Source organism: Ruegeria sp. E1, assembly GCF_056534225.1.
Genome location: NZ_JBQFPE010000001.1, coordinates 372,536 through 395,484, shown reverse-complemented (window position 1 = coordinate 395,484; position 22,949 = coordinate 372,536). Strand labels below are relative to the sequence as shown.

20 protein-coding genes and 1 tRNA gene are annotated in these 22,949 nt (G+C 58.3%); 13 read left to right on the top strand and 8 right to left on the bottom strand.

Going from position 1 to position 22,949, the window contains the following annotated elements; translation table 11 throughout:
- The first annotated feature begins 16 nt into the window (after nt 1-16).
- Nucleotides 17-1,204 carry a pyridoxal phosphate-dependent aminotransferase gene (locus ACR0FG_RS01975; protein ID WP_480889507.1) on the top strand — a complete coding sequence of 396 codons (1,188 nt, stop codon included), beginning with the start codon at nt 17-19 and terminating at the stop codon, nt 1,202-1,204.
- Nucleotides 1,205-1,207: 3 nt separating this feature from the next.
- On the opposite strand, the gene ACR0FG_RS01970 is transcribed toward ACR0FG_RS01975, so the two are convergent.
- A complete protein-coding gene (locus ACR0FG_RS01970) occupies nt 1,208-1,726 on the bottom strand; it encodes an outer membrane beta-barrel protein (RefSeq protein WP_170711922.1) in 519 nt (172 codons plus the stop codon).
- 406 nt (nt 1,727-2,132) lie between these two features.
- Between ACR0FG_RS01970 and ACR0FG_RS01965 the strand changes: the two genes are divergently transcribed.
- On the top strand, nt 2,133-3,677 hold the full coding sequence (locus tag ACR0FG_RS01965) for a trimethylamine methyltransferase family protein (protein WP_480889504.1): 1,545 nt from the start codon (nt 2,133-2,135) through the stop codon (nt 3,675-3,677).
- A 53-nt stretch (nt 3,678-3,730) separates the two neighbouring features.
- Here ACR0FG_RS01965 and ACR0FG_RS01960 read toward each other — a convergent pair whose 3' ends face one another.
- Nucleotides 3,731-3,976 carry an EF-hand domain-containing protein gene (locus ACR0FG_RS01960; RefSeq protein WP_170711919.1) on the bottom strand — a complete coding sequence of 82 codons (246 nt, stop codon included), beginning with the start codon at nt 3,974-3,976 and terminating at the stop codon, nt 3,731-3,733.
- 542 nt (nt 3,977-4,518) lie between these two features.
- On the bottom strand, nt 4,519-8,136 hold the full coding sequence (locus ACR0FG_RS01955; protein ID WP_480889502.1) for a vitamin B12-dependent ribonucleotide reductase: 3,618 nt from the start codon (nt 8,134-8,136) through the stop codon (nt 4,519-4,521).
- Nucleotides 8,137-8,450: 314 nt separating this feature from the next.
- On the opposite strand from ACR0FG_RS01955, the gene ACR0FG_RS01950 reads away from it, so the two are divergent.
- On the top strand, nt 8,451-9,116 hold the full coding sequence (locus ACR0FG_RS01950; protein WP_480889500.1) for a hypothetical protein: 666 nt from the start codon (nt 8,451-8,453) through the stop codon (nt 9,114-9,116).
- Between the two features lie 9 nt (nt 9,117-9,125).
- Here the strand turns inward: ACR0FG_RS01950 and ACR0FG_RS01945 are convergent.
- The 4 genes from ACR0FG_RS01945 to pdxH form a co-directional block, all read right to left on the bottom strand.
- Nucleotides 9,126-9,202, bottom strand: a tRNA-Pro gene (locus ACR0FG_RS01945).
- A 43-nt stretch (nt 9,203-9,245) separates the two neighbouring features.
- A complete protein-coding gene (locus ACR0FG_RS01940; protein WP_480889497.1) occupies nt 9,246-9,713 on the bottom strand; it encodes a DUF192 domain-containing protein in 468 nt (155 codons plus the stop codon).
- A gap of 8 nt (nt 9,714-9,721) precedes the next feature.
- Nucleotides 9,722-10,249, bottom strand: a complete 528-nt coding sequence (locus ACR0FG_RS01935) for a cold shock domain-containing protein (protein ID WP_170711912.1) — start codon at nt 10,247-10,249, stop codon at nt 9,722-9,724.
- Nucleotides 10,250-10,370: 121 nt separating this feature from the next.
- The gene (gene pdxH / locus ACR0FG_RS01930) at nt 10,371-10,976 is read right to left on the bottom strand and encodes a pyridoxamine 5'-phosphate oxidase (RefSeq protein WP_480889493.1); all 606 of its coding nucleotides are present in this window, start codon (nt 10,974-10,976) and stop codon (nt 10,371-10,373) included.
- A gap of 136 nt (nt 10,977-11,112) precedes the next feature.
- Between pdxH and fabI the strand changes: the two genes are divergently transcribed.
- From fabI to trpE, 5 genes are all read left to right on the top strand, one after another.
- Nucleotides 11,113-11,919, top strand: coding sequence for an enoyl-ACP reductase FabI (fabI, locus tag ACR0FG_RS01925; RefSeq protein ID WP_170711908.1), 807 nt, complete (start codon nt 11,113-11,115; stop codon nt 11,917-11,919).
- Between the two features lie 3 nt (nt 11,920-11,922).
- Nucleotides 11,923-12,432, top strand: coding sequence for a xanthine phosphoribosyltransferase (gene gpt, locus ACR0FG_RS01920; RefSeq protein ID WP_170711906.1), 510 nt, complete (start codon nt 11,923-11,925; stop codon nt 12,430-12,432).
- A gap of 57 nt (nt 12,433-12,489) precedes the next feature.
- Nucleotides 12,490-13,665, top strand: coding sequence for an aminotransferase (locus ACR0FG_RS01915; protein WP_480889491.1), 1,176 nt, complete (start codon nt 12,490-12,492; stop codon nt 13,663-13,665).
- A gap of 81 nt (nt 13,666-13,746) precedes the next feature.
- On the top strand, nt 13,747-15,588 hold the full coding sequence (locus ACR0FG_RS01910; protein WP_480889489.1) for a SurA N-terminal domain-containing protein: 1,842 nt from the start codon (nt 13,747-13,749) through the stop codon (nt 15,586-15,588).
- Between the two features lie 11 nt (nt 15,589-15,599).
- Complete coding sequence (gene trpE / locus ACR0FG_RS01905) at nt 15,600-17,111, top strand: anthranilate synthase component I (protein ID WP_480889486.1); 1,512 nt, start codon at nt 15,600-15,602, stop codon at nt 17,109-17,111.
- 30 nt (nt 17,112-17,141) lie between these two features.
- Here the strand turns inward: trpE and ACR0FG_RS01900 are convergent, their stop codons facing one another.
- Nucleotides 17,142-18,668, bottom strand: coding sequence for a divergent polysaccharide deacetylase family protein (locus ACR0FG_RS01900; protein ID WP_480889484.1), 1,527 nt, complete (start codon nt 18,666-18,668; stop codon nt 17,142-17,144).
- A gap of 196 nt (nt 18,669-18,864) precedes the next feature.
- On the opposite strand from ACR0FG_RS01900, the gene ACR0FG_RS01895 reads away from it, so the two are divergent.
- The 5 genes from ACR0FG_RS01895 to ACR0FG_RS01875 are packed head-to-tail and all read left to right on the top strand — an operon-like array spanning nt 18,865 to nt 22,913.
- Entirely contained in the window at nt 18,865-19,446 is a 582-nt protein-coding gene (locus tag ACR0FG_RS01895; RefSeq protein ID WP_170711896.1) for an aminodeoxychorismate/anthranilate synthase component II, read from the top strand.
- Complete coding sequence (gene trpD, locus ACR0FG_RS01890) at nt 19,443-20,462, top strand: anthranilate phosphoribosyltransferase (RefSeq protein ID WP_480889482.1); 1,020 nt, start codon at nt 19,443-19,445, stop codon at nt 20,460-20,462. Before ACR0FG_RS01895 ends, trpD begins: the two co-directional genes overlap by 4 nt.
- Entirely contained in the window at nt 20,459-21,271 is an 813-nt protein-coding gene (gene trpC / locus ACR0FG_RS01885) for an indole-3-glycerol phosphate synthase TrpC (RefSeq protein ID WP_480889480.1), read from the top strand. The genes trpD and trpC overlap by 4 nt, the downstream gene beginning before the upstream one ends.
- Nucleotides 21,271-21,744, top strand: a complete 474-nt coding sequence (gene moaC, locus ACR0FG_RS01880) for a cyclic pyranopterin monophosphate synthase MoaC (RefSeq protein ID WP_480889479.1) — start codon at nt 21,271-21,273, stop codon at nt 21,742-21,744. The genes trpC and moaC overlap by 1 nt, the downstream gene beginning before the upstream one ends.
- Entirely contained in the window at nt 21,741-22,913 is a 1,173-nt protein-coding gene (locus tag ACR0FG_RS01875) for a molybdopterin molybdotransferase MoeA (RefSeq protein WP_480889476.1), read from the top strand. The genes moaC and ACR0FG_RS01875 overlap by 4 nt, the downstream gene beginning before the upstream one ends.
- The last annotated feature ends 36 nt before the right edge of the window (nt 22,914-22,949 follow it).

Sequence of the window (22,949 nt, the reverse complement as noted above, 5' to 3'; positions counted from 1 at the left end):
GGTTGACGGAGGCACCATGAAGCTGTCGCATCGCATTACACATCTGACCGATGGCGGCTCGGATGGATGGGAGGTTTTTTACCGCGCGCGCCGGATGGTCGCCGAAGGTCAGGCAGTGATCGAACTGACCATCGGCGAGCACGATATTTGTACCGATCCGAGCATTCTGAACGCAATGGACGTATCAGCGCGCGACGGTCACACAGGCTATGCCATGGTTCCCGGGACCGATCTGCTGCGTGACACGGTCGCGGCGCGCGCGCAAATCCGCACCGGCGTGAAAACAACGCGCGACAATGTGATGATTACCCCAGGGGGGCAGTCAGCGCTGTTTGCAGCGCATATGGCTTTGTGCGATCCCGGCGATATCGGCCTGTATCTCGACCCGTATTACGCTACTTATCCCGGCACGATCCGGGGCGCGGGCGCTATTGCCAGACCGGTCCAGACCCGAGCAGAGGACGCCTTTCAACCCCGGGCCAGTGACATTGAGGCACAGGCGGACGGCGCGGTTTCCCTGTTGATCAATACACCGAACAATCCAACCGGCGTTGTCTATTCTGCCGAAACCCTGCACAGCGTCGTAGGTGTCTGCAAACAGCGCGACCTGTGGCTGATCTCGGATGAGGTCTATGACACGCAGATCTGGCAGGGCAGCCATTTGTCCCCACGCGCCTTGCCCGACATGGTCGAGCGCACTTTGGTCATCGGCTCGATGTCCAAATCTCACGCGATGACCGGGTCGCGCTGCGGCTGGATCATTGGCCCGGAAGAGGTTGTAGAACATCTGATCAACCTTGCCACCCATACCACCTATGGTGTGCCGGGTTTCATTCAGGACGCAGCGAGCTTTGCTCTGACTGCCGGACAAGAGCTGGAAAACAAGGTCTCGGCCCCTTTCCTCCGCCGCCGATCGCTTGCCATGCAGGTTTTGTCCGCTCAGCAGATCGTAGGATTGATCCCGGCTCAGGGCGCGATGTATTTGATGCTGGATATTCGGGCCACCGGGTTAAGCGGGAATGCCTTCGCCAACGCGTTGCTGGACGCGCATTCAATCGCGGTCATGCCCGGTGAAAGCTTTGGTGCGGCAGCCGCAGGGCATATCCGCGTTGCAATGACAATAGATGATCAGAAGTTCACCAATGCCCTGCAGACATTGTGCGGTTTCGCTGCAAAGCTGGCCTCAAACCGCGGTGCGGCATAACTTTTAGAACCGGAAGGTCGTGCGAAGGTTGAAAACGCTGGTATCCAGCGATCCGCTCGGTCGCGACTGAATATCGAAATCCTGCCGCAGCGCCTCGCCACTGATGACGAATCTGTCACTCACCGGATAGGCGACGCCGATCCCGTAGACCGCAGCGGTGTCGCTGTCACCCGACGTATCAGCGCGGGCCGTCCCGACAACCACATAACCCAACGCCGAGCCGAAATCGTAACCACCTCGCAGTTTCAGACGGGAAACACTGTCCAGGCTGCCCTCGCCTTCGCCTAGATCAAGATTCAGGCGATTGTATTCCAGCTCTCCTCCCAGGACGAAACTGCCAAAGTCGAAGTCATATCCGATATGGGGCCCAAATGCAGCATCGCTTCCACCGATCCCATCCGGGCCATCGGCATCCGCATAGCCAAAGCTGAATCCCGCATAGGGGCCGGTCCAATCCTCGGCTAGAACGGGCGTTGCGCCTATCAGTGTCAATGCGGCGAGTGCAGCCGTTATGCCCTTCACGCGGTCCTCCGCAAATCCTGAGCCGGTTCGAACAGGTATCGCCTGACAGTCCCGGAATCATCGAAAAAACAAGTCACGTCTCTAAATAACTATGCTTATCTTAACAGAATTCTATCCTGACGGGAAAAAACATTATCACATGTTGTTAATGATGCAGAACTGCAACCCAACGGTGATTTTGCGTAAGATAATATATTTCGGCAGGTCGTAAACAGGACAGATTTTGTCGCGCTCCATTGGAAGACTTTACATGAGCTATCGAGGAAACCGATGCAGAATGAAGTCTGGAAGATCCAGTTGATCAGCAGAACCATCGGTGCTGACCGGGGTCGGGCCGCGCGCGGTCGTCCGTAACGGATTTCTCCGCCAAACCGTTCTTACCCGCTCAGATATTCGGAATCCCGACATGAATGATCAACCCCGCAATTCTTCCCGCAGCGGAGGTCGCGCCGCACGTCGCGCCGCCCGAGCAACAGCGCTGCCGGATCACCTTCGACCAGTCCGTCCCGGCATGGAAGGCGGAACCTATAAACCCCTCAGTCAGAACGACATGGAGCGTATCCATAAGACTGCGCTGCAAGCCCTTGAAACTATTGGTCTTGCTGATGCTCCTGAAAGCGGTATCAACTATCTTGTAAACGCCGGATGCATCCTTGGGGATGACGGTCGAATTCGTTTTCCCTCCTCTGTGGTCGAGGATGTGCTGGCCAAAGCCAATCGATCCATCACGCTGTTCAGCCGCGACGGCAATACCGACCTGTTGCTGGAGGGAAACCGGGTTCACTATGGAACCGCTGGCGCGGCTGTACATATGGTTGACGTCCACGGCCGCGAATATCGTGACTCAACCGTTCAGGATCTGCACGATGCAGCGCGCATTTGCGAACAACTCGACAATATCCACTTTGTTCAGCGCCCCATGGTCTGCCGCGACATCACCGACAATATGGAGATGGACCTGAACACGATTTATGCTTGCTGTTCTGGATCTCATAAGCATCTCGGCACGTCGTTTACCGATCCCAGCTATGTGGCACCTGCGGTCGAAATGCTGCACATGATCGCTGGTGGCGAGGATAAATGGCGCGCGCGTCCGTTTGTCTCCAATTCCAACTGCTTTGTGGTCCCGCCGATGAAATTCGCGACCGAAAGCTGTCAGGTGATGGAAGAATGCATCAAGGCCGGAATGCCGGTCCTGCTGCTCTCTGCCGGCATGGCCGGAGCAACCGCCCCTTCGTCAATCGCAGGTGCAATCGCGCAAGCCACCGCAGAGTGTCTTGCTGGCCTGGTTTATGTAAACGCTGTAACCCCCGGTGCACCCGCGATTTTTGGCACTTGGCCTTTTGGGCTGGACCTGCGAACCGGAGCGATGACCGTGGGTTCGGGCGAGCAAGCCTTACTCAGCGCGGGATGTGCCCAGATGCACAAATTCTACGGCCTGCCCGGAGGTGCTGCAGCCGGTGCTTCGGATTCGAAACTACCCGACATGCAGGCCGGGTGGGAACAGATGTGTTCAAACGTCATGACCGGATTGGCCGGGTTGAATATGGTGTACGAAGCAGCGGGAATGCACTCTTCGCTGCTTGGGTTCTGCCACGAGTCGCTGATCCTTGGTGATGACCTGATCGGGCAGGCACAGCGCTGTGTACGCGGAATCGAAGTGAATGATGACACCCTCGCGCTTGAACAGATGGCGCAGGTTTGTCTGGGCGGCCCTGGTCACTATCTTGGTACAGACGAAACTCTGGGCAGAATGCAATCCGATTACGTTTATCCCGCTTTGGGGGATCGCACTTCGCCAAAAGAATGGGCGGAACTCGACAAGCCTGATCTAATCGAAAAGGCGATTGCACGGAAAACCGAAATTCTGAGAGAAAGGTCACCAGCGCGATTTGATGCTGCTCTGGACGCTGAGATTCGCGATAGATTCAACATTCACTTGCCAGCATAACGCGTTGAAACTGATGGCCCACCACTGGGCGGGCCATCAAAATCAAGGTTGCATCAGCCGTTGTTGGGCGGAAGCAATCCCGCCTCTTGTGCGACCGCGATTTCATCTGCGTCCAATGCGCCATCGCCATTCGCATCCATCGCCGAGAAGCCATCCGTATCGACTTCGGGCATCACAGCCTGAACTTCTTCGATGGTCAGAACACCATCGCCGTTCGTATCCGCGCTGGACTGGGCGTTGACCAGTGCCGGAAGTCCGATCGCAATTGCTGCGATACCAACCAGATATTGCGGTTTCATGTTTGTGCCTCCTGAGTGAATTTCTGTGTTTCTTGTCCGGACGAACACCACAAACATGGGTTTGGTCGTCTCTGTCACTCAAGCGAGGTCCGATTGCGCAGTTCGCGCCATTCTCCGCGTGTTTGTCCGAGTCGCATCCGCAATCAACCGCTGGGCGAAATGGGCGCTCGAATGATCGGCGAAATTTTCCCTACGCTCGAACGTCAATCCAGCAATGCGCCGCCGGATCGCCGACTCAGGAGCATCTAAAAAGAAAGGGGGCCGAAGCCCCCTGTCAGTTTCGCCTTCCAGGCTCATTTCGTTGACCGCCCGGTGTTTTTTTGCCTGCGGCCTGGACTGCGCATGGGACGAGCGCACCCGCCCCGTGAAAGAGTGGGAGGGAGCAAATATTCCGCCCCACCCTGTTTGTGGCCAACACGGGCATGTCGGCCGCATGGACCAAGGCATTGACGGTAAGTCTCAGCGCCTTGCTCCGTATTCGTCGGGGCCGGTCACTGTGGCAGCGTCCGACCCCTGCGCCCCGGGGTGCCGGGGCGCTGAACTCAGCTACACCCGCTTGTCGCGCCGCAGGTGTTGCACTTCATGCAGGTGCCGTTGCGCACCAGCGTATAGTTTCCGCATTCGCCACAGGGGTCGCCCTCGTAACCCTGCATCTTGGCTTTGGTGCGCGCGTCCATACCGGTTGCGACGGCGGTTTCTGCAGGGGCGTCGAACTGCGCGGCGGTTTCCGCCATGCCAGTCACATCTGACTGACCTCCGTTCAGAACCATCAGATCCTGCGGCAGACGCTTGCGCAGATACCCGGTTGAGCTGATTTGTTTCAGCACTTCCAGGGACTTGGTTGCCGCGCTTTCACTGATTTCCGAGACGTTCGACAGACCATCCTCTTCACCGCGACCCAGATCATCAAAGGTTGCACCTTCGGGTTTCACATGCGCCAGATCGGTGCGGTCCAGATAGGACACGGCCAGTTCGCGGAAGATATAATCCAATATCGACGTCGCGTTCTTGATCGAGTCGTTGCCCTGCACCATCCCCGCCGGTTCGAACTTGGTGAAGGTGAAGGCATCGACGAACTCTTCCAGTGGAACACCGTATTGCAGGCCAACTGAAACCGCGATGGCAAAGTTGTTCATCATCGCCCGGAAGCCAGCGCCTTCCTTGTGCATGTCGATGAAAATCTCGCCCAGCTTGCCATCTTCGAACTCTCCGGTGCGCAGGTAAACCTTGTGGCCGCCCACGATTGCCTTTTGGGTGTAACCCTTGCGACGATGCGGCAGTTTCTCGCGGTGGCTGCGGATCATTTCCTTGACCACAACCTTCTCGATCACCTTCTCGGCCAGAACGACGGCTTTTTCATGCGTCGAACCGCTTTCAAGCACTTCTGCCGCCTCGTCGTCATCCTCGACCAGCGCCGCTGCCAGAGGCTGAGACAGTTTCGATCCGTCGCGGTACAGCGCGTTGGCCTTCACACCCAGCGACCAGCTGAGTTCGTATGCCTTCTGGCAATCCTCGATGGTCGCGTCATTCGGCATATTGATCGTCTTCGAGATCGCGCCCGAGATGAAGCTCTGCGCGGCCGCCATCATGGTGATGTGGCTATCAACCCCGAGGAAACGCTTGCCTTTCTTTCCGCACGGGTTGGCGCAGTCGAAGATCGCGTAGTGTTCCTCTTTCAGGTGCGGCGCACCTTCCAGCGTCATGGTTCCGCAAACATGGTCGTTGGCCGCTTCGATATCCGCTTTGGTAAAGCCCAGATGGCGCAGCAGGTCGAAGGTCGGGTCATTCAGCTTGGTCGCCGGAATGCCCAGAACGCCGGTGCAGAAGTCTTCGCCCAGTGTCCACTGGTTGAAGACGAACCGGATATCAAAGGCGCTTTCCAGCGCGGCATCCACCTTGGCCAACTCATTCGGACCAAAGCCGTGACCGGTCAGCGAGGTGTGGTTGATCCCCGGCGCGTTGCCGATGGTACCGTGGCCAACCGCGTAGCCCACGATCTCTTCGATCTGAGCCGAGGAATAGCCCAGCTTCTCCAGCGCCGACGGCACCGAGCGGTTGATGATCTTGAAGTAACCGCCACCGGCCAGCTTCTTGAATTTGACCAGCGCAAAGTCCGGCTCAATCCCGGTCGTGTCGCAATCCATCACCAGACCAATGGTGCCGGTCGGCGCGATCACGGTGGCCTGCGCGTTGCGGTAACCGTTCTTCTCACCAAGGCTCAGTGCCTCATCCCAAGCCGACATGGCCAGATCGACCAGACGTTTGTCAGGGCAGTTGCCGTGGTCCAGAGGAACCGGCTTCACGGCCAATTTCTCATACCCCTCGGTCACGCCCTGTGACGCGCGGCGGTGGTTGCGGATGACACGCAGCATGTAGTCTGCGTTGCGCTCATAGCCTTTGAACGCGCCTAATTCTCCCGCAATCTCAGCCGATGTCGCATAAGCCACACCGGTCATGATCGCGGTCAGCGCACCACAGATCGCCCGGCCCTCATCCGAGTCGTAGCTGTAACCCATGTTCATCAGCAGCCCGCCGATATTGGCATAGCCCAGACCCAGCGTGCGGAAGTCATAGGACAGTTGCGCGATTTCCTTGGACGGGAACTGCGCCATTGTCACCGAGATTTCCAGCGTCAGGGTCCACAGGCGCGAAGCGTGCATGTAATCCGCCGCCTGAAACTCACCATCCTTGAGGAAGGTCAGCAGGTTCATCGACGCCAGGTTACAGGCCGTGTCATCGAGGAACATGTATTCCGAGCACGGGTTCGAGCCGCGAATCTCGCCGTCTTCGGGGCACGTGTGCCATTCGTTAACGGTGTCGTGGAACTGGATGCCCGGATCGGCACAGGCCCAAGCAGCGTGGCCGACCTTTTCCCACAGATCGCGCGCCTTGACGGTCTTGGCGACCTTACCGTCGGTCCGGTTGATCAACTCCCAATCCGCGTCTTTTTCGACGGCGGTCAGGAACGCATTGGTCACACGGATCGAGTTGTTCGAGTTCTGACCCGAAACCGAGCTGTAGGCTTCCGAATCCCAGTCCGTGTCATAGGTCGGGAATTCGATGCTGTCGTGGCCCTGTTTGGCATAGTCCAGCACGCGCTTGATGTAAGTCTCGGGGATCGCGACCTTTTTGGCCTCGCGCACCGCCTTTTTCAACGCATCATTCGCGTTCGGATCGTGGGCGTCATCAGCAGACCCATCCCACGACCGGATGGCCTCGAAAATGCCGTTCAGCATTTTCTCGTGCATCTTCGATCCGGCAACGATCGAGGCCACTTTTTGCTCTTCGAGCACCTTCCATTCAATGAACTGCTCGATATCCGGATGATCTGCGTCGACGATCACCATCTTTGCTGCTCGACGGGTTGTCCCGCCTGATTTGATCGCGCCAGCGGCGCGGTCGCCGATCTTGAGAAAGCCCATCAGGCCCGAGGATTTTCCGCCACCCGACAGCGCTTCGCCTTCCGCGCGCAGATGGCTGAAATTGGTCCCTGTGCCCGAGCCGTATTTGAACAGGCGCGCCTCGCGCACCCACAGGTCCATGATGCCGCCTTCGTTCACCAGATCATCGTCGACGGACTGGATGAAACAGGCGTGCGGTTGCGGATGCTCGTAAGCGGATTTCGATTTGGTCAGTTTGCCAGTTTTGTAATCGACATAGTGGTGCCCTTGTGCCGGGCCATCGATGCCATAGGCCCAGTGCAGACCGGTGTTGAACCACTGAGGTGAGTTCGGGGCCGCGCGCTGGGTCGCCAGCATATAGCGCATCTCGTCAAAATAGGCGCGTGCGTCTTCTTCAGTCGAAAAATAGCCGCCCTTCCAGCCCCAATAGGCCCACGCGCCCGCCAGACGGTCGAACACCTGCTTGGACGAGGTTTCGCCAGTGAACTCTGCGCCTTCGGCAGGAACCGAACGCCACAGAAATTCCGGGACGCCTTTTTCTTTGACTTTTTTCAGAGCGGACGGAACACCGGCCTTACGAAAGTACTTCTGCGCGATGACGTCGCTGGCCACCTGGCTCCACTTTGCAGGAACTTCGATTTCGTCCAGGCGAAACACGATCGTGCCATCAGGATTGCGGATTTCCGAGGTCGCGGACACGAAATCCAGCTCGGCATAGGCTTCTTGACCTGGTTTGGTGAACTTTCTTTCAATCTTCATTTCCGCTGCCCCAGCTTCAATCTGTCCAAATTCTAGTCTCAGGCACTAAATATTATGGTGCGGGGTGCCACCCGCCTTGCCTTGTGATTCCAGACACAAGGGACCATCCGCTGCTCCGCACAGCGCAAAACCGACACACCGGTTGCACGTCTTAATGGTTTGCTATCCGTCCCTTGCCCGGCGCCATCTTCTGATCACTACCTACCAGATATAGTGGCGCATCCTTCGGCCCATACAATCTGACGTATATTGCCATAGTTGGTCAACGGCCTTTTTCAGCGTTTCTTGAAATCTTTTTTATTGACCAACATTCAATGATCGGCAGGAAATCGCCGCAAACCGATTCCTCCACAACCCGTCCACAGACGATCCATCGCCGCGCAGTCAAAGCTCAAAAACGAATTTTCGTTTTTGACAGGCAGTTTACGGCAATCAAAGCATCCAGTTTGAAGTTAACGGCGATTTCAGAGAATCATCGCAGCTGGCGCAAGTCACATGCCATAGTCAAAAGGACAGGCCACTTTGGACTGGGGAATGGTATTGGTATGCATTTGTTGCGATTACTTCCTGTGCTGGCATTGACCGTGTCCTGTGCGACACAGGAGGACCCTCACGGAGCGCGCAGCGCCCAGTTCTCTGCATACCCGAAACAAATGTTCAAATCGTTCCAGACCGACTGCACCGGTCCCGGCGAAGATTATGTTAAAGCCGGGAATGGTAGTTTTGAATGTCGTGAACAACTTTCACCCGAAGCAACCGCATTCCTGATTCTATCCTTTGACGGTTATCCCCAAAATTTGCCGCGGATCGTGACGCGGTTGAGTTCCACAAGAAACCAGCTTGGCTACCGGGTTGATGCGGACTTGTTCTTCATCGTTCCGCAAAAAGACGGGCAAACGCTAAGAATTCCGGTGGAAAGCGAAACGCTGGACCGGGACTTCAGCCGCCTTTACGCCAGATATGGCGGGACTCCGATCTGAAAGAAGAAGTGGTCGGGGCGGCAGGATTCGAACCTACGACCCCCTGTACCCAAAACAGGTGCGCTACCAGACTGCGCCACGCCCCGGACCGTGCGCCTTCCTAAACATGCTGTTCCGATTTGAAAAGCCCTAACAGGGCCAAATTGCGGGACCCTGCGAAAAAACTTCGTGACGCATCTGCGTTCCCGGACCTATGCCATAGCGATCAGCCAACCCCGCGTTGATTTCCAATACCGCGTAAACCGATTCGCCGCCTTCAATCAGGGTCAGATCGCCCGGAATGGCCCCTTCGTGAACACGCGTAACGATTCCCGCGCGATCCGTAAAAATCATATCCAGAGGGATAAGGGTGTTCTTCATCCAGAACGCGACGCGCTGCGGCGGGTCGAATATGAACAACATCCCTGCCCGGTTCGGTAAGTGTTCGCGAAACATAAGGCCGCGCGATCTTTCCTGAGGGGTCAGCGCCAATTCGACATCGAACCGGATCTGCGCAACATCATTGCGCAATTCGACGCGGTCCGGGCGGCACTCGGCCCGGGCGATGGCGCTAAAACAAAGAAACAGGGTCGCAATGGCCAGGACAAGTGTCTTCATTCAGCGGATTACCCGTTCAGGGCAGCCTCCCAAGCCAGCACCTGCGCAGCCATCCGGCCCCGTTTGCCGTCGATGACCCGCATCGCAAGTGCTTCGCCCGGCTGCAGGTCAGCCAGACCGGACCGGCGCAGAACTTCGATATGCAGGAACACGTCTTCGCCGCTGCCGAATACATTGGCAAAGCCAAAGCCCTTGCCCTTGTCGAACCACTTTACCCGCGCAGCCTCTAACGGAGCTTGCGCGATCACGCCGGGATCAAGCTCGGCAAAATCGGCCAACATCAGCGTATCGGCGCGTTCTGGCGGATCGACGCTGACAACCTCGACCGCCTGAACGCCGCGGTCGGTACGATGGGTCATAATCTCGATGCCAGCGCCATCCGCGACTGAGCTTTGCCCGAAATTGCGCAGGACATTCACGTGCAACAGAATGTCAGGCCCGCCTTCTTCGGACACAACAAATCCGTACCCCTTGGCGGGGTCGAACCATTTAACGTGTCCACGGACGCGATACATGCTGTTCAAATCTTCTGGCACGGTTTTCCCATCACGATAAAACGCAAGTCGTCAGGGGTCCGTTGTTGATGCAAATGGCTCGCAATTTCAAGCCGAAAAAGTCCTTTGATTCTGGGCTGTTGCAATTCACGAAACGTGAGTGTCATGGATTTAACCTCTGCACTTGCCATTCAGAGCCCTGTGCATTCCGGGTCCAGCGAAACCTGTCATGCAGCCGGAACGCTCCATCGGCCCAAAACTCTATCTCGACCGGCGTCAATCTGTAGCCGCCCCAAAAATCAGGTCGCGGCGGGTTGGGACCAAGCCTTGCCGTTACCTTGGCAACTTCTGCCATCAGCGAAGCCCGGCTCTCCAGCGGCTGCGACTGGCGCGACGCCCAGGCCCCCAATCTGCTTTTGAGCGAGCGTGAAGCATAATACTCATCCGCCTGAGGCCCGTCTTCACGGCTAATTGTACCACGAACGCGAATCTGACGCCGCAATGATTTCCAATGCATCACAAATGCCGCTTTTCCGGCAGTCTCAAGCTCTTCCGCCTTGGCGCTGAGATAGTTGGTATAGAACACAAAGGCGCCAGCCTCGATCTCTTTCAGCAACACCATACGAACATTGGGCAAGCCATCATTGTCTACGGTTGCAAGTGCAATCGCATTCGGATCATTCGGCTCTGTTTTCTCGGCCTCTACCAGCCACCGACCCGCAATCTCAAACGGATCAGAGCCAGCGAAAATGCCGTTACGCTCGTTCATTTCCATCCCCTGGAAACAATTGTTTCCGACAGTAAGGCGAGAACCCGCTGTGGGCAAGGGCGGATGGCCTTGATGCAGGGCAATCAATGGCATAAACCAACCGAACATAATCGCGACGAGAGGCGGAGAACCGAAGATGTCAAATCAGTTGATGGCCGGAAAACGCGGCCTCATCATGGGACTGGCCAATGACAAATCAATCGCATGGGGCATTGCCCGCGCCTTGTCCGATGCCGGGGCCGAGCTGGCTTTTTCTTATCAGGGCGATGCCCTGAAAAAACGCGTCGATCCGTTGGCTGCGCAACTGGGCAGCGAAATCGTACTGCCTTGTGATGTGAGCGACGAAGAGTCCATCGACGGACTGTTCGCCGCGCTGGAACAGAAATGGGGCAAGCTGGATTTCGTCGTCCATGCCATCGGCTTTTCCGACAAGAATGAGTTGCGCGGCCGCTATGTCGATACCAGCCGCGCCAACTTTAACCTGACCATGGATGTGTCAGTCTATTCGTTCACCGCCGTGATGCAGCGCGCGGAAAAGATGATGGGTGAAGGCGGCAGTGCCATCACCCTGACCTACTACGGTGCTGAACAGGTGATGCCGCACTATAATGTCATGGGTGTTGCAAAAGCGGCGCTTGAGGCATCGGTCAAATATCTGGCAGAGGATTTGGGCAAGGACGGCATCCGCGTCAATGCGATCTCAGCGGGTCCGATCAAGACGTTGGCCGCCAGCGGCATCGGCGATTTCCGCTATATCATGAAGTGGAACGAATATAATTCACCGCTGCGCCGCAACGTGACCATTGATGACGTCGGCAAATCCGCTCTCTATCTCCTGTCCGACCTCAGCAGCGGCGTGACCGGAGAGAACCTGCATGTGGATTCGGGCTATCACATCGTCGGCATGAAGGCCGTCGATGCACCAGACGTTGAAAAGGGTTAAACCATGAGCGCCAAGGACCGCCTGCCCCATGAAAAAGGCTTTCACATCAGCTGGGATCAAATTCATCGCGACTCACGTGCGCTGGCCTGGCGGTTGGACGGGCAAGGCCCCGACGACGGAGCCTGGCGGGCAGTCGTAGCCATTACCCGCGGCGGCATGGCACCCGCGATGATTGTCAGCCGGGAACTGGACATTCGCACCGTCGATACAGTCAGTGTTAAATCCTACCATCATCAGGCACAGGGCGAGGCCGAGGTACTTAAGGCCCCCAATGCCGACCTGATGGGCGACGGCACCGGCGTTCTGATCATCGACGATCTGGTCGACAGCGGCAAAACGCTGGAACTGGTGCGCGACATGTACCCCAACGCCCATTTCGCCACCGTCTACGCCAAACCCAAAGGCCGCCCTATGGTCGATACGTTCATCACCGAGGTCTCTCAGGACACCTGGATATTCTTCCCCTGGGACATGGCCCTGCAATATGTCGAACCCTATCGCGGCACCGACTGATCCTTCTTCTGTTCAAAAATACCTCGGAGCGCGAGGCAGAGCCTCGCAAAATACCGCATGAGCCACACACGCACCGCCGCCACCTTCCCCCCTCCGGTGATGGAGGCGCGGCGCTGGCTTGACGGTGTCAGTTTCCCGACCGACAGGCCTCTGATCAATGTCAGCCAAGCCGCGCCGGTCGATCCGCCGCCACTTGCCCTGCGGCAGGCAATGGCCGAGTTCGCTGTGAACGAAGACAGCGCGCATCTGTATGGCCCGGTTCTGGGCAACGACGATCTGCGAACCGGGTTGGCCGCGCAGATAGGGCACCATTATGGCTCACATATCTCGACGGATCAGATTGCGATTACGTCTGGCTGCAATCAGGCGTTTTCGGCAGCGATCTCGGCGATCACCGACGAGGGAGACGAAGTTATCCTGCCGACGCCATGGTATTTCAATCACAAGATGTGGCAGGACATGGCTGGTGTCAAAGCCGTTGACTTGCCGACCGGAGACGATTTGTTGCCGGATCCCGAAAAAGCCCGTGCCTTGATGACCGACAGAACCCGTGCGATTGCGCTTGTGACACCGAACAATCCCGGCGGCGTCGAATACTCTGCCGAACTGGTCCGGGCCTTTTACGATCTGGCGCGACAAACCGGCATTCGCCTGCTGGTGGATGAGACCTATCGCGATTTCGACAGTCGCAACGGCCCACCGCATGACTTGTTCCAGCAACAGGACTGGGACAAAACTCTGATCCATCTCTACTCCTTTTCCAAAGCCTACCGCCTGACCGGGCACCGCGTCGGCGCAATGGCGACCGGTTCTGATTTACTAGCGGAAATCGAAAAATTCCTCGACACGGTTGCAATCTGCCCAGGTCAAATCGGGCAATTCGCCGCCCTTTGGGGTATGCAAAACCTGACCCAATGGCTCGCGGACGAGCGGAACGAAATTCTGGATCGCCGCGCGGCGATCACCGAAGGGATGCCTCGGCTCGAAGCAAAAGGCTGGCGGTTGCTGGGACTGGGCGCATATTTCGCCTATCTGGAACATCCGTTTGACATGGGATCGGACGAACTTGCACAGAAACTGGTGCCTGAGGCCGGTATCCTGTTGCTGCCGGGGACCATGTTCATGCCAGATCATGATCCAGCCGGCAAGCGGCAGGTCCGCATCGCTTTCGCCAATCTGGACCGGGCTGGCATCGCGCAGCTTTTTGACCGTTTGCAGGCGCTGCCCTTCTGACCTTGCCCCCCGGCTGCCCGCATCGTATTCAGGGCCGCAACCAACAGGGCAACACCCGCCACCACCAAACAAGAGGGCACCATGGCCGCAGGCATGAAAAACCTATCAAAGACCTTTGTCTGGATACTCATGGGCCTTTTGATGCTGGGCCTCGCCGGGTTCGGTGCGACCAGCCTGACAGGCACGGTGCGCAGCGTCGCGCAAGTCGGGAACGAAAGCGTGTCTGTCGATGAGTACGTACGCGAACTGCAACGTGAAATTCGAGCGGTAGAAGCACAGACCGGACAACCCCTGCAAATGTCACAGGCGCAAGCGCTTGGGCTGGATCAGCAGGCTCTATCGCGTCTGGTTGCTCTGGCCGCCTTGGATAACGAGGTCGGGCAGTTGGGGATTTCCATCGGCGACGAAAACCTGCAGCAAGAGATTGTGCAGATCCCGGCCTTTCAGGGCGTTGACGGTACATTCGACCGCGAAGCCTATCGCTTTCAACTGGATCAGGTGGGTATGAACGATTCTGAATTTGAATCGGACCTGCGCAAGGAATCCGCCCGCACCATCGTTCAGGGTGCTGTCATGGGCGGCGTTGAAATGCCCGCCGCTTTGACCGACGCGCTGGCAAATTATGTACTGGCGCGCCGCAGCTTCACCGTTGCGACGCTGTCGTCAGACGCGCTGACAATTTCCGTCCCAGATCCCACCGACGCACAGATTCAGACCTATTACGATGAAAACGCAGACGTTTTCACCCTGCCCCGCACCAAGCAGCTGACCTATGCAATCCTGTCACCCGAGATGTTGCTGGATACAGTCGAAGTTGACGAGGACGCGCTACGCCGCCGCTATGACGAACGGTCCGCACAGTATCAACAACCCGAGCGCCGTCTGGTCGAACGACTGGTGTTCTCTGACGAAACCGCCGCCACCGAAGCGCTGGCGCAGCTGGAAGTTGGCGGCACGACCTTCGAACAACTGGTCCGGGATCGCGAACTTGAGCTGAGCGATGTCGATCTGGGCGATGTCACCCGCGACGATCTGGGCGATGCCGCCGACGGAGTATTTGCTGCCCAGCTGGACGAGGTCGTCGGCCCGCTCCCTTCGAATTTCGGCCCTGCCCTGTTTCGCATCAACGGGTCGCTGGCAGAAAATGTCGTGACCTTCGAAGACGCCGAGCCCGAGCTGCGTGAAGAGCTTGCCGCAGATCGCGCCCGCCGCCTGATCGAGGCGCAGGCCGAAGATATCAATGACTTGCTGGCAGGCGGTGCCACGCTGGAAGAGCTTGTTGGCGAAACAGATATGGAACTCGGTACCATCGACTGGACGCAGCAAAGCGATCAGGGTGTCGCCGCCTATGACGGTTTCCGAAGCGTGGCCGAATCCGTGCAGGAGGGCGATTTCCCCGAAGTTGCTTTCCTCGAAGACGGCTCGATCTTTGCCCTGCGTCTGAACGAAGAACTGCCACCAAGACCTGAACCTCTGGACAGCGCCCGCGACCGTGTCGCTGAAGCGTGGAAACAGGCAGAAACCGGAAAGGCGCTTGAGGCGCAGGCGGGATCGGTCCTGACACAGCTGGCAACAGACGGGGATTTCACGGCCACGGGCCTGCCGTTCCGCGTTGAAAATGCCCTGACCCGTACCGCGTTTCTGGATGACGTACCGGCGGATTTCATGACGCAGGTATTCGAGATGGAACCCGAAGAGATGCGCGTCATTGCTGGCGAAGGCACCGCCCTGATCGTTCGACTGGACGAAGTTCTGCCCCCTGCCGAGACGGATGAGCAGCGCCAGATGCACGACGCGTTGGCGGCGCAAATGAATCAGGCGCTGGCCCAGAACATCTTTGACGTCTATGTGCGCGACGCACGGACCCGCGCCCGCCCGACCGTGGATCAGCAGGCCCTGCAAGCCGTTCAGGCGCACTACTAAAAGAGACCCTTATGGCCCTGACACCCGATTTCGACAGTTTCGCGCGCGCCTATGATGCGGGTGAAAATCAGGTCGTCTACACCCGGCTCGCCGCAGATCTGGACACGCCGGTTTCGCTGATGCTCAAGCTGACCGGCGCACAACAGGACGCCTTCATGCTGGAATCCGTCACCGGCGGCGAGGTGCGCGGGCGCTATTCGATCATCGGCATGAAGCCCGATCTGATCTGGCGATGCCATGCTGAGACATCGGCCATCAATCGCTCGGCTCGGTTCGACGGCGAGGCGTTTGTGCCGCAAGACGGTAATCCGATGGATAATCTGCGCCATTTGCTTGCCGAGTCGCGCATCGATCTGCCCAACGACCTGCCGCAGGCAGCAGCCGGGCTGTTCGGGTATCTGGGCTATGACATGGTTCGGCTGGTCGAGTATCTGCCGGATGTGAACCCCGATCCCCTGGGTCTGCCTGATGCGATCATGCTGCGCCCGTCGGTCATCGCGGTTCTCGATGGCGTCAAGGGCGACGTGACTGTGGTCTCGCCTGCCTGGGTCAGCGAAGGTCAGTCAGCCAAAGCCGCCTATGCGCAGGCAGCCGAACGCGTGATGGACGCGGTGCGCGATCTGGAACGTGCCATGCCCGCCGAAACCCGCGATCTGGGTGAGGCGCATGAAATTGCGCCTCCGGTCTCGAATTTCACCAAATCCGGTTATATGGAAGCGGTTGAAAAGGCCAAGGAATATATCCGCGCTGGCGACATCTTTCAGGTCGTGCCCGCGCAACGCTGGACGCAGGATTTTCCGCAACCTCCGTTTGCCCTTTATCGCTCGCTGCGGCGCACCAACCCGTCGCCGTTTATGTTCTACTTCAACTTCGGTGGCTTTCAGGTCGTCGGGGCCAGCCCCGAGATTCTGGTTCGCGTCTTCGGAAACGAGGTCACGATTCGCCCAATCGCGGGTACTCGCCCACGCGGGGCCACACCCGAAGAGGACAAGGCGAACGAGGTCGATCTGCTGGCCGACAAAAAGGAACTGGCCGAGCATCTGATGCTGCTGGATTTGGGGCGCAACGATACGGGCCGCGTGTCCAAGATCGGCACCGTGCGCCCGACCGAAGAGTTCATCATCGAACGCTATAGTCACGTCATGCACATCGTCTCGAATGTCGTTGGCGAACTGGCCGGGGACAAGGACGCTCTGGACGCCTTCTTTGCCGGGATGCCTGCCGGAACTGTCTCGGGCGCACCCAAGGTCCGGGCGATGGAAATCATCGATGAGCTGGAACCCGAAAAGCGCGGTGTTTACGGCGGTGGCGTCGGGTATTTCAGCGCGGGCGGCGACATGGATATGTGCATCGCCCTGCGCACGGCGATTGTGAAGGACAGCAAGCTCTACATTCAGGCCGGGGGTGGTGTGGTCTATGACAGCGACCCCGAGGCCGAATATATGGAAACCGTTCACAAATCGAACGCTATCCGGCGTGCAGCAGCAGATGCGGCGCGGTTCACCGGGAATGGGAACCGATAAGAAGACCGCGCGGACCCGCCGCCCTGTTTACTAGTATTCCAGCGCGCTGCCGTCCTTCTGAATCTCGCTCATCATGACCGCCGAGATCGGGGCCATCGCCACGCGGCTGCCCCGATCCTCAAGCCCCCACAGCAGCAGGGCCGAAATCGTTTCCGGGCGCAGGCGTCCCATCATCACTACCGCGCCTTCCTGACCGGCGCGAAAAGCCGCCTGATCCAGAAAACGGCGCATGACCGTGGCATCCTGCCTTGCGCCGTCGAAATCCCGGAAAACCACACCCGACGGTACGCCATTGCGGGCTGCCAGTTTCTGCACCGTGTTAAGGCCGCTGTCCTGCGTCACCAGACCGCGACCGGTATCACCGGCAATTGCGGCAACCTGATCAGCCAGTTTACGGTTTCCCTGAATACCGGTTCCGACGCCTTCGAGAATCCCGACTGCCTCGTGCAATGTCTCTAGCCAGACTGACAGCGACACCTCTGCATCCTGTGCGCTGGCCGCCTGATGCATATCCACCAGCGCCAGCACTTCGAACCCGGCCTCGCGGTGTCGGGCCATTTTTTCGGCGGCCTGCGGGTCGGTCGGGCTGACGGCAAAGCTGATCGGATAGGGGAAATCGGCCAATGCCTCGGCCCCGAACGCACCTTCGTCGTCAATGAGGATGATTGACATCAATGGCTTGTCATCCGGGTTGTCGAACTCGGCTGCATAATCCTGAATCGGTTTCCCCGATCCGGTCGACTGCGTATCGACCTCTTCGGCAGGTGGATTGTTGCGTTCAGTCAACGGAACAACTCGCTTGCCTACCAGGGTTCCAGACGACGATGACTGATCAGACGGGGCTTCGGGTACCGAGAAGATACGCGGCTGGTTGCGCGGTAACGTGTCCTCATCCCCTTCAACCGCGATGGGGTTGTCCTGGATCGAGACCTCTTCCTCGATCTCAGGCGCTTGTGGTTCCGGTTGCAGGCCCGCAATCCGGGGGGCTTCCGTCTCCGTGTCATCCGGCACTGGCGCGGCCTGCGGTGCGGGCTCTGGAACCTCATCCGCCTGCGGTTCGGGGGCTTCAGCAACTTGCGGCGCGGGCTCTGGCGTCTCGGGCGGCTTCGGTGTCGGCGGCTGGACGGTCTCTGCGGTCAGATCGGGTTCTACCTCCTGCTGAGGAACCACAGCCACAGACGCCGGATCAGATTGCGCAGCGGGCGCATCGGCCTCGACTGTCACCGAAGGCGATTCTGGCGCGGCTGGAGCCTCAACAACCGACGGGGCAGATCCGGTATCAGGAAGCGTCCCGGGCCTTTCTTCAACCTCATCAAGACCAGCCTGCACCGCGGCCTGAGGCTCGGTCGGTTCCTGCGCCGGACGTGCAACAAGATCCGCGTCTTTGCCGATCACGTTTAAATCATCTGCATCGGTCGGCGATGGGTTATCCAGAGATTCGGGCGCGGTCGACGCGACCTCGGGCTTAGTTGACAGCGGCGTGTTCAGCGACACCACCGCCCCAATGGCCAGGACTGAGACTGCCCCGGCAACCATTCCACCGTAAAATCCGCCCATCGAAAACTGCCTCTCGCGTTGTTTCCTGCCTCATTCGCCCCTACGCCGTCTGCTGCGGCGCTCACTTGCGCGCGGCAACGGACCCCGAGTCCTCTTGACGCTGCCGCACAAGCCTGAGCATGTATGTCGCGACATTATACCGTGGCTTAAGGCTGCATCGCCAGTCTGAAATGCCCAAGCGAAGATAAGTGCCCAAATGCTGCTGCTGATCGACAACTATGACTCGTTTACCTACAACCTCGTGCATTATTTGGGCGAGCTAGGGGCCGAAATGGTCGTGCGCCGAAATGATGCGCTGGACGTGCAAGAAGCGATGGCGATGAACCCCGCCGGTATCCTGCTCAGTCCCGGCCCATGCGACCCGGATCAGGCGGGTATCTGCCTTGCCCTGACCGAGGCTGCTGCTGAAACCCGGACCCCCCTGATGGGCGTTTGTCTGGGCCATCAGACCATCGGTCAGAGCTTTGGCGGCAAGGTCGTGCGCTGTCATGAAATCGTGCATGGAAAAATGGGCACCATGAAGCACACGGGAAAGGGCGTTTTCGCTGGACTGCCCTCTCCTTTCGAGGCGACGCGTTACCATTCCTTGGTGGTTGATCGCGACACCCTGCCCGATTGCCTCGAAATCACCGCAGAGCTTGAGGATGGCACGATCATGGGCCTGCAACATCGCGAGTTGCCCATTCACGGCGTGCAATTCCACCCTGAATCCATCGCGTCCGAGCATGGTCACGCGCTGCTCAAAAACTTCCTGAACGAGATGAAAGTCCCTGCATGAGTGACGCGCTGAAACCTTTGATCGGAGCTGCAGCTGACCGGCCGCTCACCCGCGCCGAGGCTGAACAGGCCTTTGGCATCCTGTTTGACGGTGCCGCGACACCCAGCCAGATCGGTGGCCTGCTGATGGCGATGCGGACACGTGGTGAAACCGTGGACGAATACGCCGCAGCGGCGGCTGTGATGCGTGCCAAGTGCAATGCAGTCAAGGCACCGGAGGGTGCGATTGATATCGTTGGAACCGGTGGCGATGGCAAGGGAACGCTGAACATCTCAACGGCGACCGCCTTTGTGGTGGCGGGTGCAGGTGTCACCGTCGCCAAGCATGGCAACCGTAACCTCAGCTCCAAATCTGGTGCTGCCGACGCGCTGGGACAATTGGGCATCAACGTGATGGTTGGCTCGGAAGTTGTTGAAAAAGCGCTGAAAGAAGCAGGTATCGGCTTCATGATGGCCCCAATGCACCATCCTGCGATCGCCCATGTAATGCCCTCGCGGCAAGAGCTGGGCACCCGCACGATTTTCAATATTCTTGGTCCATTGACGAACCCTGCCGGGGTCAAACGTCAGTTGACCGGGGCCTTCAGCCGCGATCTGATCCGTCCGATGGCCGAGACGCTGGGCTTGCTGGGTGCAGAACACGCTTGGCTCGTCCATGGCTCTGACGGAACGGATGAACTGACGATTACCGGCGTCAGTTGGGTTGCGTCGGTGGAGGATGGCGCAGTCAAAGAGATCGAGTTGCATCCCGAAGACGCCGGTTTGCCCGTACATCCGTTCGAAGAGATTCTTGGCGGCACACCTGAAGAAAACGCCGTGGCTTTCCGCGCCCTGCTGGATGGTGCGCCCTCGGCGTATCGCGATGCGGTTCTGCTGAATTCCTCGGCGGCGCTGGTCGTCGCCGATGCCGTGTCCGACCTGCGCGAAGGTGTCGCCATGGCCGCCGAAAGCATCGACAGCGGCAAAGCCAAAGACAAGATCGCCGCACTGGCGCGCATTACACAGGAAGCCGCATGACCGAGACCGTTCTGGACAGGATCAAAGCCTACAAACTGGAAGAAATTGCAGCAGATAAGGCCCAGAAGTCCTTGGAAACGCTGGAAGCCGAGGCCAATAGCGCATCCGAGCCACGCGGGTTCGCAAAAGCCCTGCAAGACGCCTCGCGCAGTGGCTACGGCCTGATTGCCGAGGTGAAAAAGGCCAGCCCCTCTAAGGGTCTCATCCGCGCCGATTTTGACCCACCTGCTTTGGCCAAAGCCTATGAAGACGGAGGCGCGGCCTGTCTATCGGTTCTGACGGACACGCCCAGTTTTCAGGGCGCGAAGGAGTACCTTACCGCAGCACGTGAGGCGACCAGCCTGCCCGCCCTGCGCAAGGATTTCATGTATGATCCCTATCAGGTCGTCGAGGCGCGCGCCTTGGGTGCAGATTGTATTCTGATCATCATGGCATCAGTCAGCGACACGCAGGCGGCCGAGCTGGAACAGACCGCATTTGACTGGGGCATGGACGTTCTGATCGAAATACATGACGAGGCGGAGTTGCGCCGGGCAACCGACCTCAAAAGCTCTCTGATCGGGATAAACAACCGCAATCTCAAGACGTTCGAGACGACTCTGGACACCACACGGTATCTTTCCAAACTGGTGCCGGCAGATCGGACTATCGTTTGCGAAAGCGGGCTGAGCACGCCTGCGGATCTTGCGGACATCGCGCGATATGGCGCACGGTCATTCCTGATTGGCGAAAGCCTGATGCGGCAGGATGACGTCACTGCCGCGACACACACACTGCTTGCCAACCCTCTGGTCCCCGGAGTCATGTGATGCCCCTGACCCATTTCGACGCACAAGGTCAGGCACATATGGTGGATGTGTCTGACAAAGCGGTTACTGATCGGGTTGCTGTTGCGGCTGGCTACATCAAGATGGCTGCGGAAACATTTGAAATAATTTCAGAAGGTCGAGCCAAAAAGGGTGACGTTCTTGGCGTCGCGCGTCTTGCAGGGATCATGGGGGCGAAGAAAACCCCGGATCTGATCCCGCTCTGCCACCCTTTGCCTGTTACTCGCGTCGCTGTGGAGTTGACTCTGGATCCCGACTTGCCCGGTGTTCAGATCGAAGCGACCGTTAAGACAACCGGTCAAACCGGGGTCGAAATGGAAGCACTTACGGCCGTGTCGACCGCTGCGCTAACGGTCTATGACATGGCCAAGGCCGTCGATAAGTCGATGGAGATCGGCGGGATCCGAGTTCTTCTGAAAGACGGCGGAAAATCAGGTCGTTACGAAGCAGAATGATTACGGTCGAGGACGCACGCTCACTTCTGTTCGATCTTGTGGATCGACTGCCAGCCGAAACAGTGGCTCTGGCTGATGCCGCTGGTCGCGTTCTGGCACAGGATGTCTGTGCAACCCGGGATCAGCCCCCTTTTGCAGCCTCTTCAATGGATGGTTACGCGGTCAATTCGACCGAGGTCGAATTGCACGCGATGTTCAAACTCATCGGTGAGTCGGCAGCCGGTAATCGCTTTGACGGCACAGTCGGACCCGGACAGGCAGTTCGGATTTTCACCGGTGCGCCGGTACCGGAAGGCGCGGATTTCGTGGTCATTCAGGAAGACACAGATCGACGCGGGGCCCTGATTACCATAACCGACGAACCCGGTTCAAAACCCAACATCCGGCCTGCCGGGGTTGATTTCAAGTCCGGTACACAAATCACTGCGCCCCGTCGCCTGCGGGCGGAAGATGTGGCGCTGATGGCGGCGATGAACATCCCCGAAGTACCTGTCACACGCAAACCAGTGGTGGCGCTGATTTCGACCGGTGATGAATTGGTGATGCCCGGGGAAGCTCCGGGACCAGATCAGATCATCGCGTCAAATACCTTTGGTCTCAAAGCGTTACTGGAAGATGTTGGCGCGCATGTTCGGCTGTTGCCCATCGCGCGCGATTCGGTGTCGTCACTCGAAATGGCATTCAATCTCGCGAAAGGTGCAGATCTGGTCGTGACCATCGGCGGTGCATCTGTCGGAGATTACGATCTGGTCGCGGATGTCTCGCAGGGCCTCGGGATGGAACGATCTTTTTATAAGATTCGGATGCGACCGGGCAAACCGTTAATGGCCGGGCACATCGACGGAGCAGCCATGGTTGGCCTTCCTGGAAACCCGGTCAGCGCCATGGTGTGTGGCTACTTGTTTCTGGCCCCCATGGTCCGGCGGATGTTGGGGGTTGAACAGGTTCTTTCCCCCTTGCGAACCGCGCGCTTGGCGGAACCGATCAGTCAGAACGGCCCGCGCGAGCACTACATGAGGGCGATCGTGGACGAAACCGGAATCCAAGCCTGCCCGGATCAGGACAGTTCCTTGCTCAGCGTTCTGGCGCAAGCGAACGCGTTGCTGGTGCGGGCACCACATGATCCGCCTCGATCCGCAGGAGACCAGGTTTCCTACCTACCAATCTAGGCAATCGGCAAATCCGTTGACACAAAACGTGAACAT

Bases quoted from the DNA above. Each gene is read 5' to 3' on its own strand.
- ACR0FG_RS01960 (WP_170711919.1), bottom strand. From the start codon at position 3,976: ATGAAACCGCAATATCTGGTTGGTATCGCAGCAATTGCGATCGGACTT.
- fabI (WP_170711908.1), top strand. From the start codon at position 11,113: ATGTCAAATCAGTTGATGGCCGGAAAACGCGGCCTCATCATGGGACTG.
- ACR0FG_RS01965 (WP_480889504.1), top strand. From the start codon at position 2,133: ATGAATGATCAACCCCGCAATTCTTCCCGCAGCGGAGGTCGCGCCGCA.
- ACR0FG_RS01950 (WP_480889500.1), top strand. From the start codon at position 8,451: ATGATCGGCAGGAAATCGCCGCAAACCGATTCCTCCACAACCCGTCCA.
- ACR0FG_RS01875 (WP_480889476.1), top strand. From the start codon at position 21,741: ATGATTACGGTCGAGGACGCACGCTCACTTCTGTTCGATCTTGTGGAT.
- ACR0FG_RS01895 (WP_170711896.1), top strand. From the start codon at position 18,865: ATGCTGCTGCTGATCGACAACTATGACTCGTTTACCTACAACCTCGTG.
- pdxH (WP_480889493.1), bottom strand. From the start codon at position 10,976: ATGAACGAGCGTAACGGCATTTTCGCTGGCTCTGATCCGTTTGAGATT.
- ACR0FG_RS01900 (WP_480889484.1), bottom strand. From the start codon at position 18,668: ATGGGCGGATTTTACGGTGGAATGGTTGCCGGGGCAGTCTCAGTCCTG.
- ACR0FG_RS01940 (WP_480889497.1), bottom strand. From the start codon at position 9,713: ATGAAGACACTTGTCCTGGCCATTGCGACCCTGTTTCTTTGTTTTAGC.
- trpC (WP_480889480.1), top strand. From the start codon at position 20,459: ATGACCGAGACCGTTCTGGACAGGATCAAAGCCTACAAACTGGAAGAA.
- ACR0FG_RS01915 (WP_480889491.1), top strand. From the start codon at position 12,490: ATGAGCCACACACGCACCGCCGCCACCTTCCCCCCTCCGGTGATGGAG.
- gpt (WP_170711906.1), top strand. From the start codon at position 11,923: ATGAGCGCCAAGGACCGCCTGCCCCATGAAAAAGGCTTTCACATCAGC.
- moaC (WP_480889479.1), top strand. From the start codon at position 21,271: ATGCCCCTGACCCATTTCGACGCACAAGGTCAGGCACATATGGTGGAT.
- trpE (WP_480889486.1), top strand. From the start codon at position 15,600: ATGGCCCTGACACCCGATTTCGACAGTTTCGCGCGCGCCTATGATGCG.
- ACR0FG_RS01975 (WP_480889507.1), top strand. From the start codon at position 17: ATGAAGCTGTCGCATCGCATTACACATCTGACCGATGGCGGCTCGGAT.
- ACR0FG_RS01910 (WP_480889489.1), top strand. From the start codon at position 13,747: ATGGCCGCAGGCATGAAAAACCTATCAAAGACCTTTGTCTGGATACTC.
- trpD (WP_480889482.1), top strand. From the start codon at position 19,443: ATGAGTGACGCGCTGAAACCTTTGATCGGAGCTGCAGCTGACCGGCCG.
- ACR0FG_RS01955 (WP_480889502.1), bottom strand. From the start codon at position 8,136: ATGAAGATTGAAAGAAAGTTCACCAAACCAGGTCAAGAAGCCTATGCC.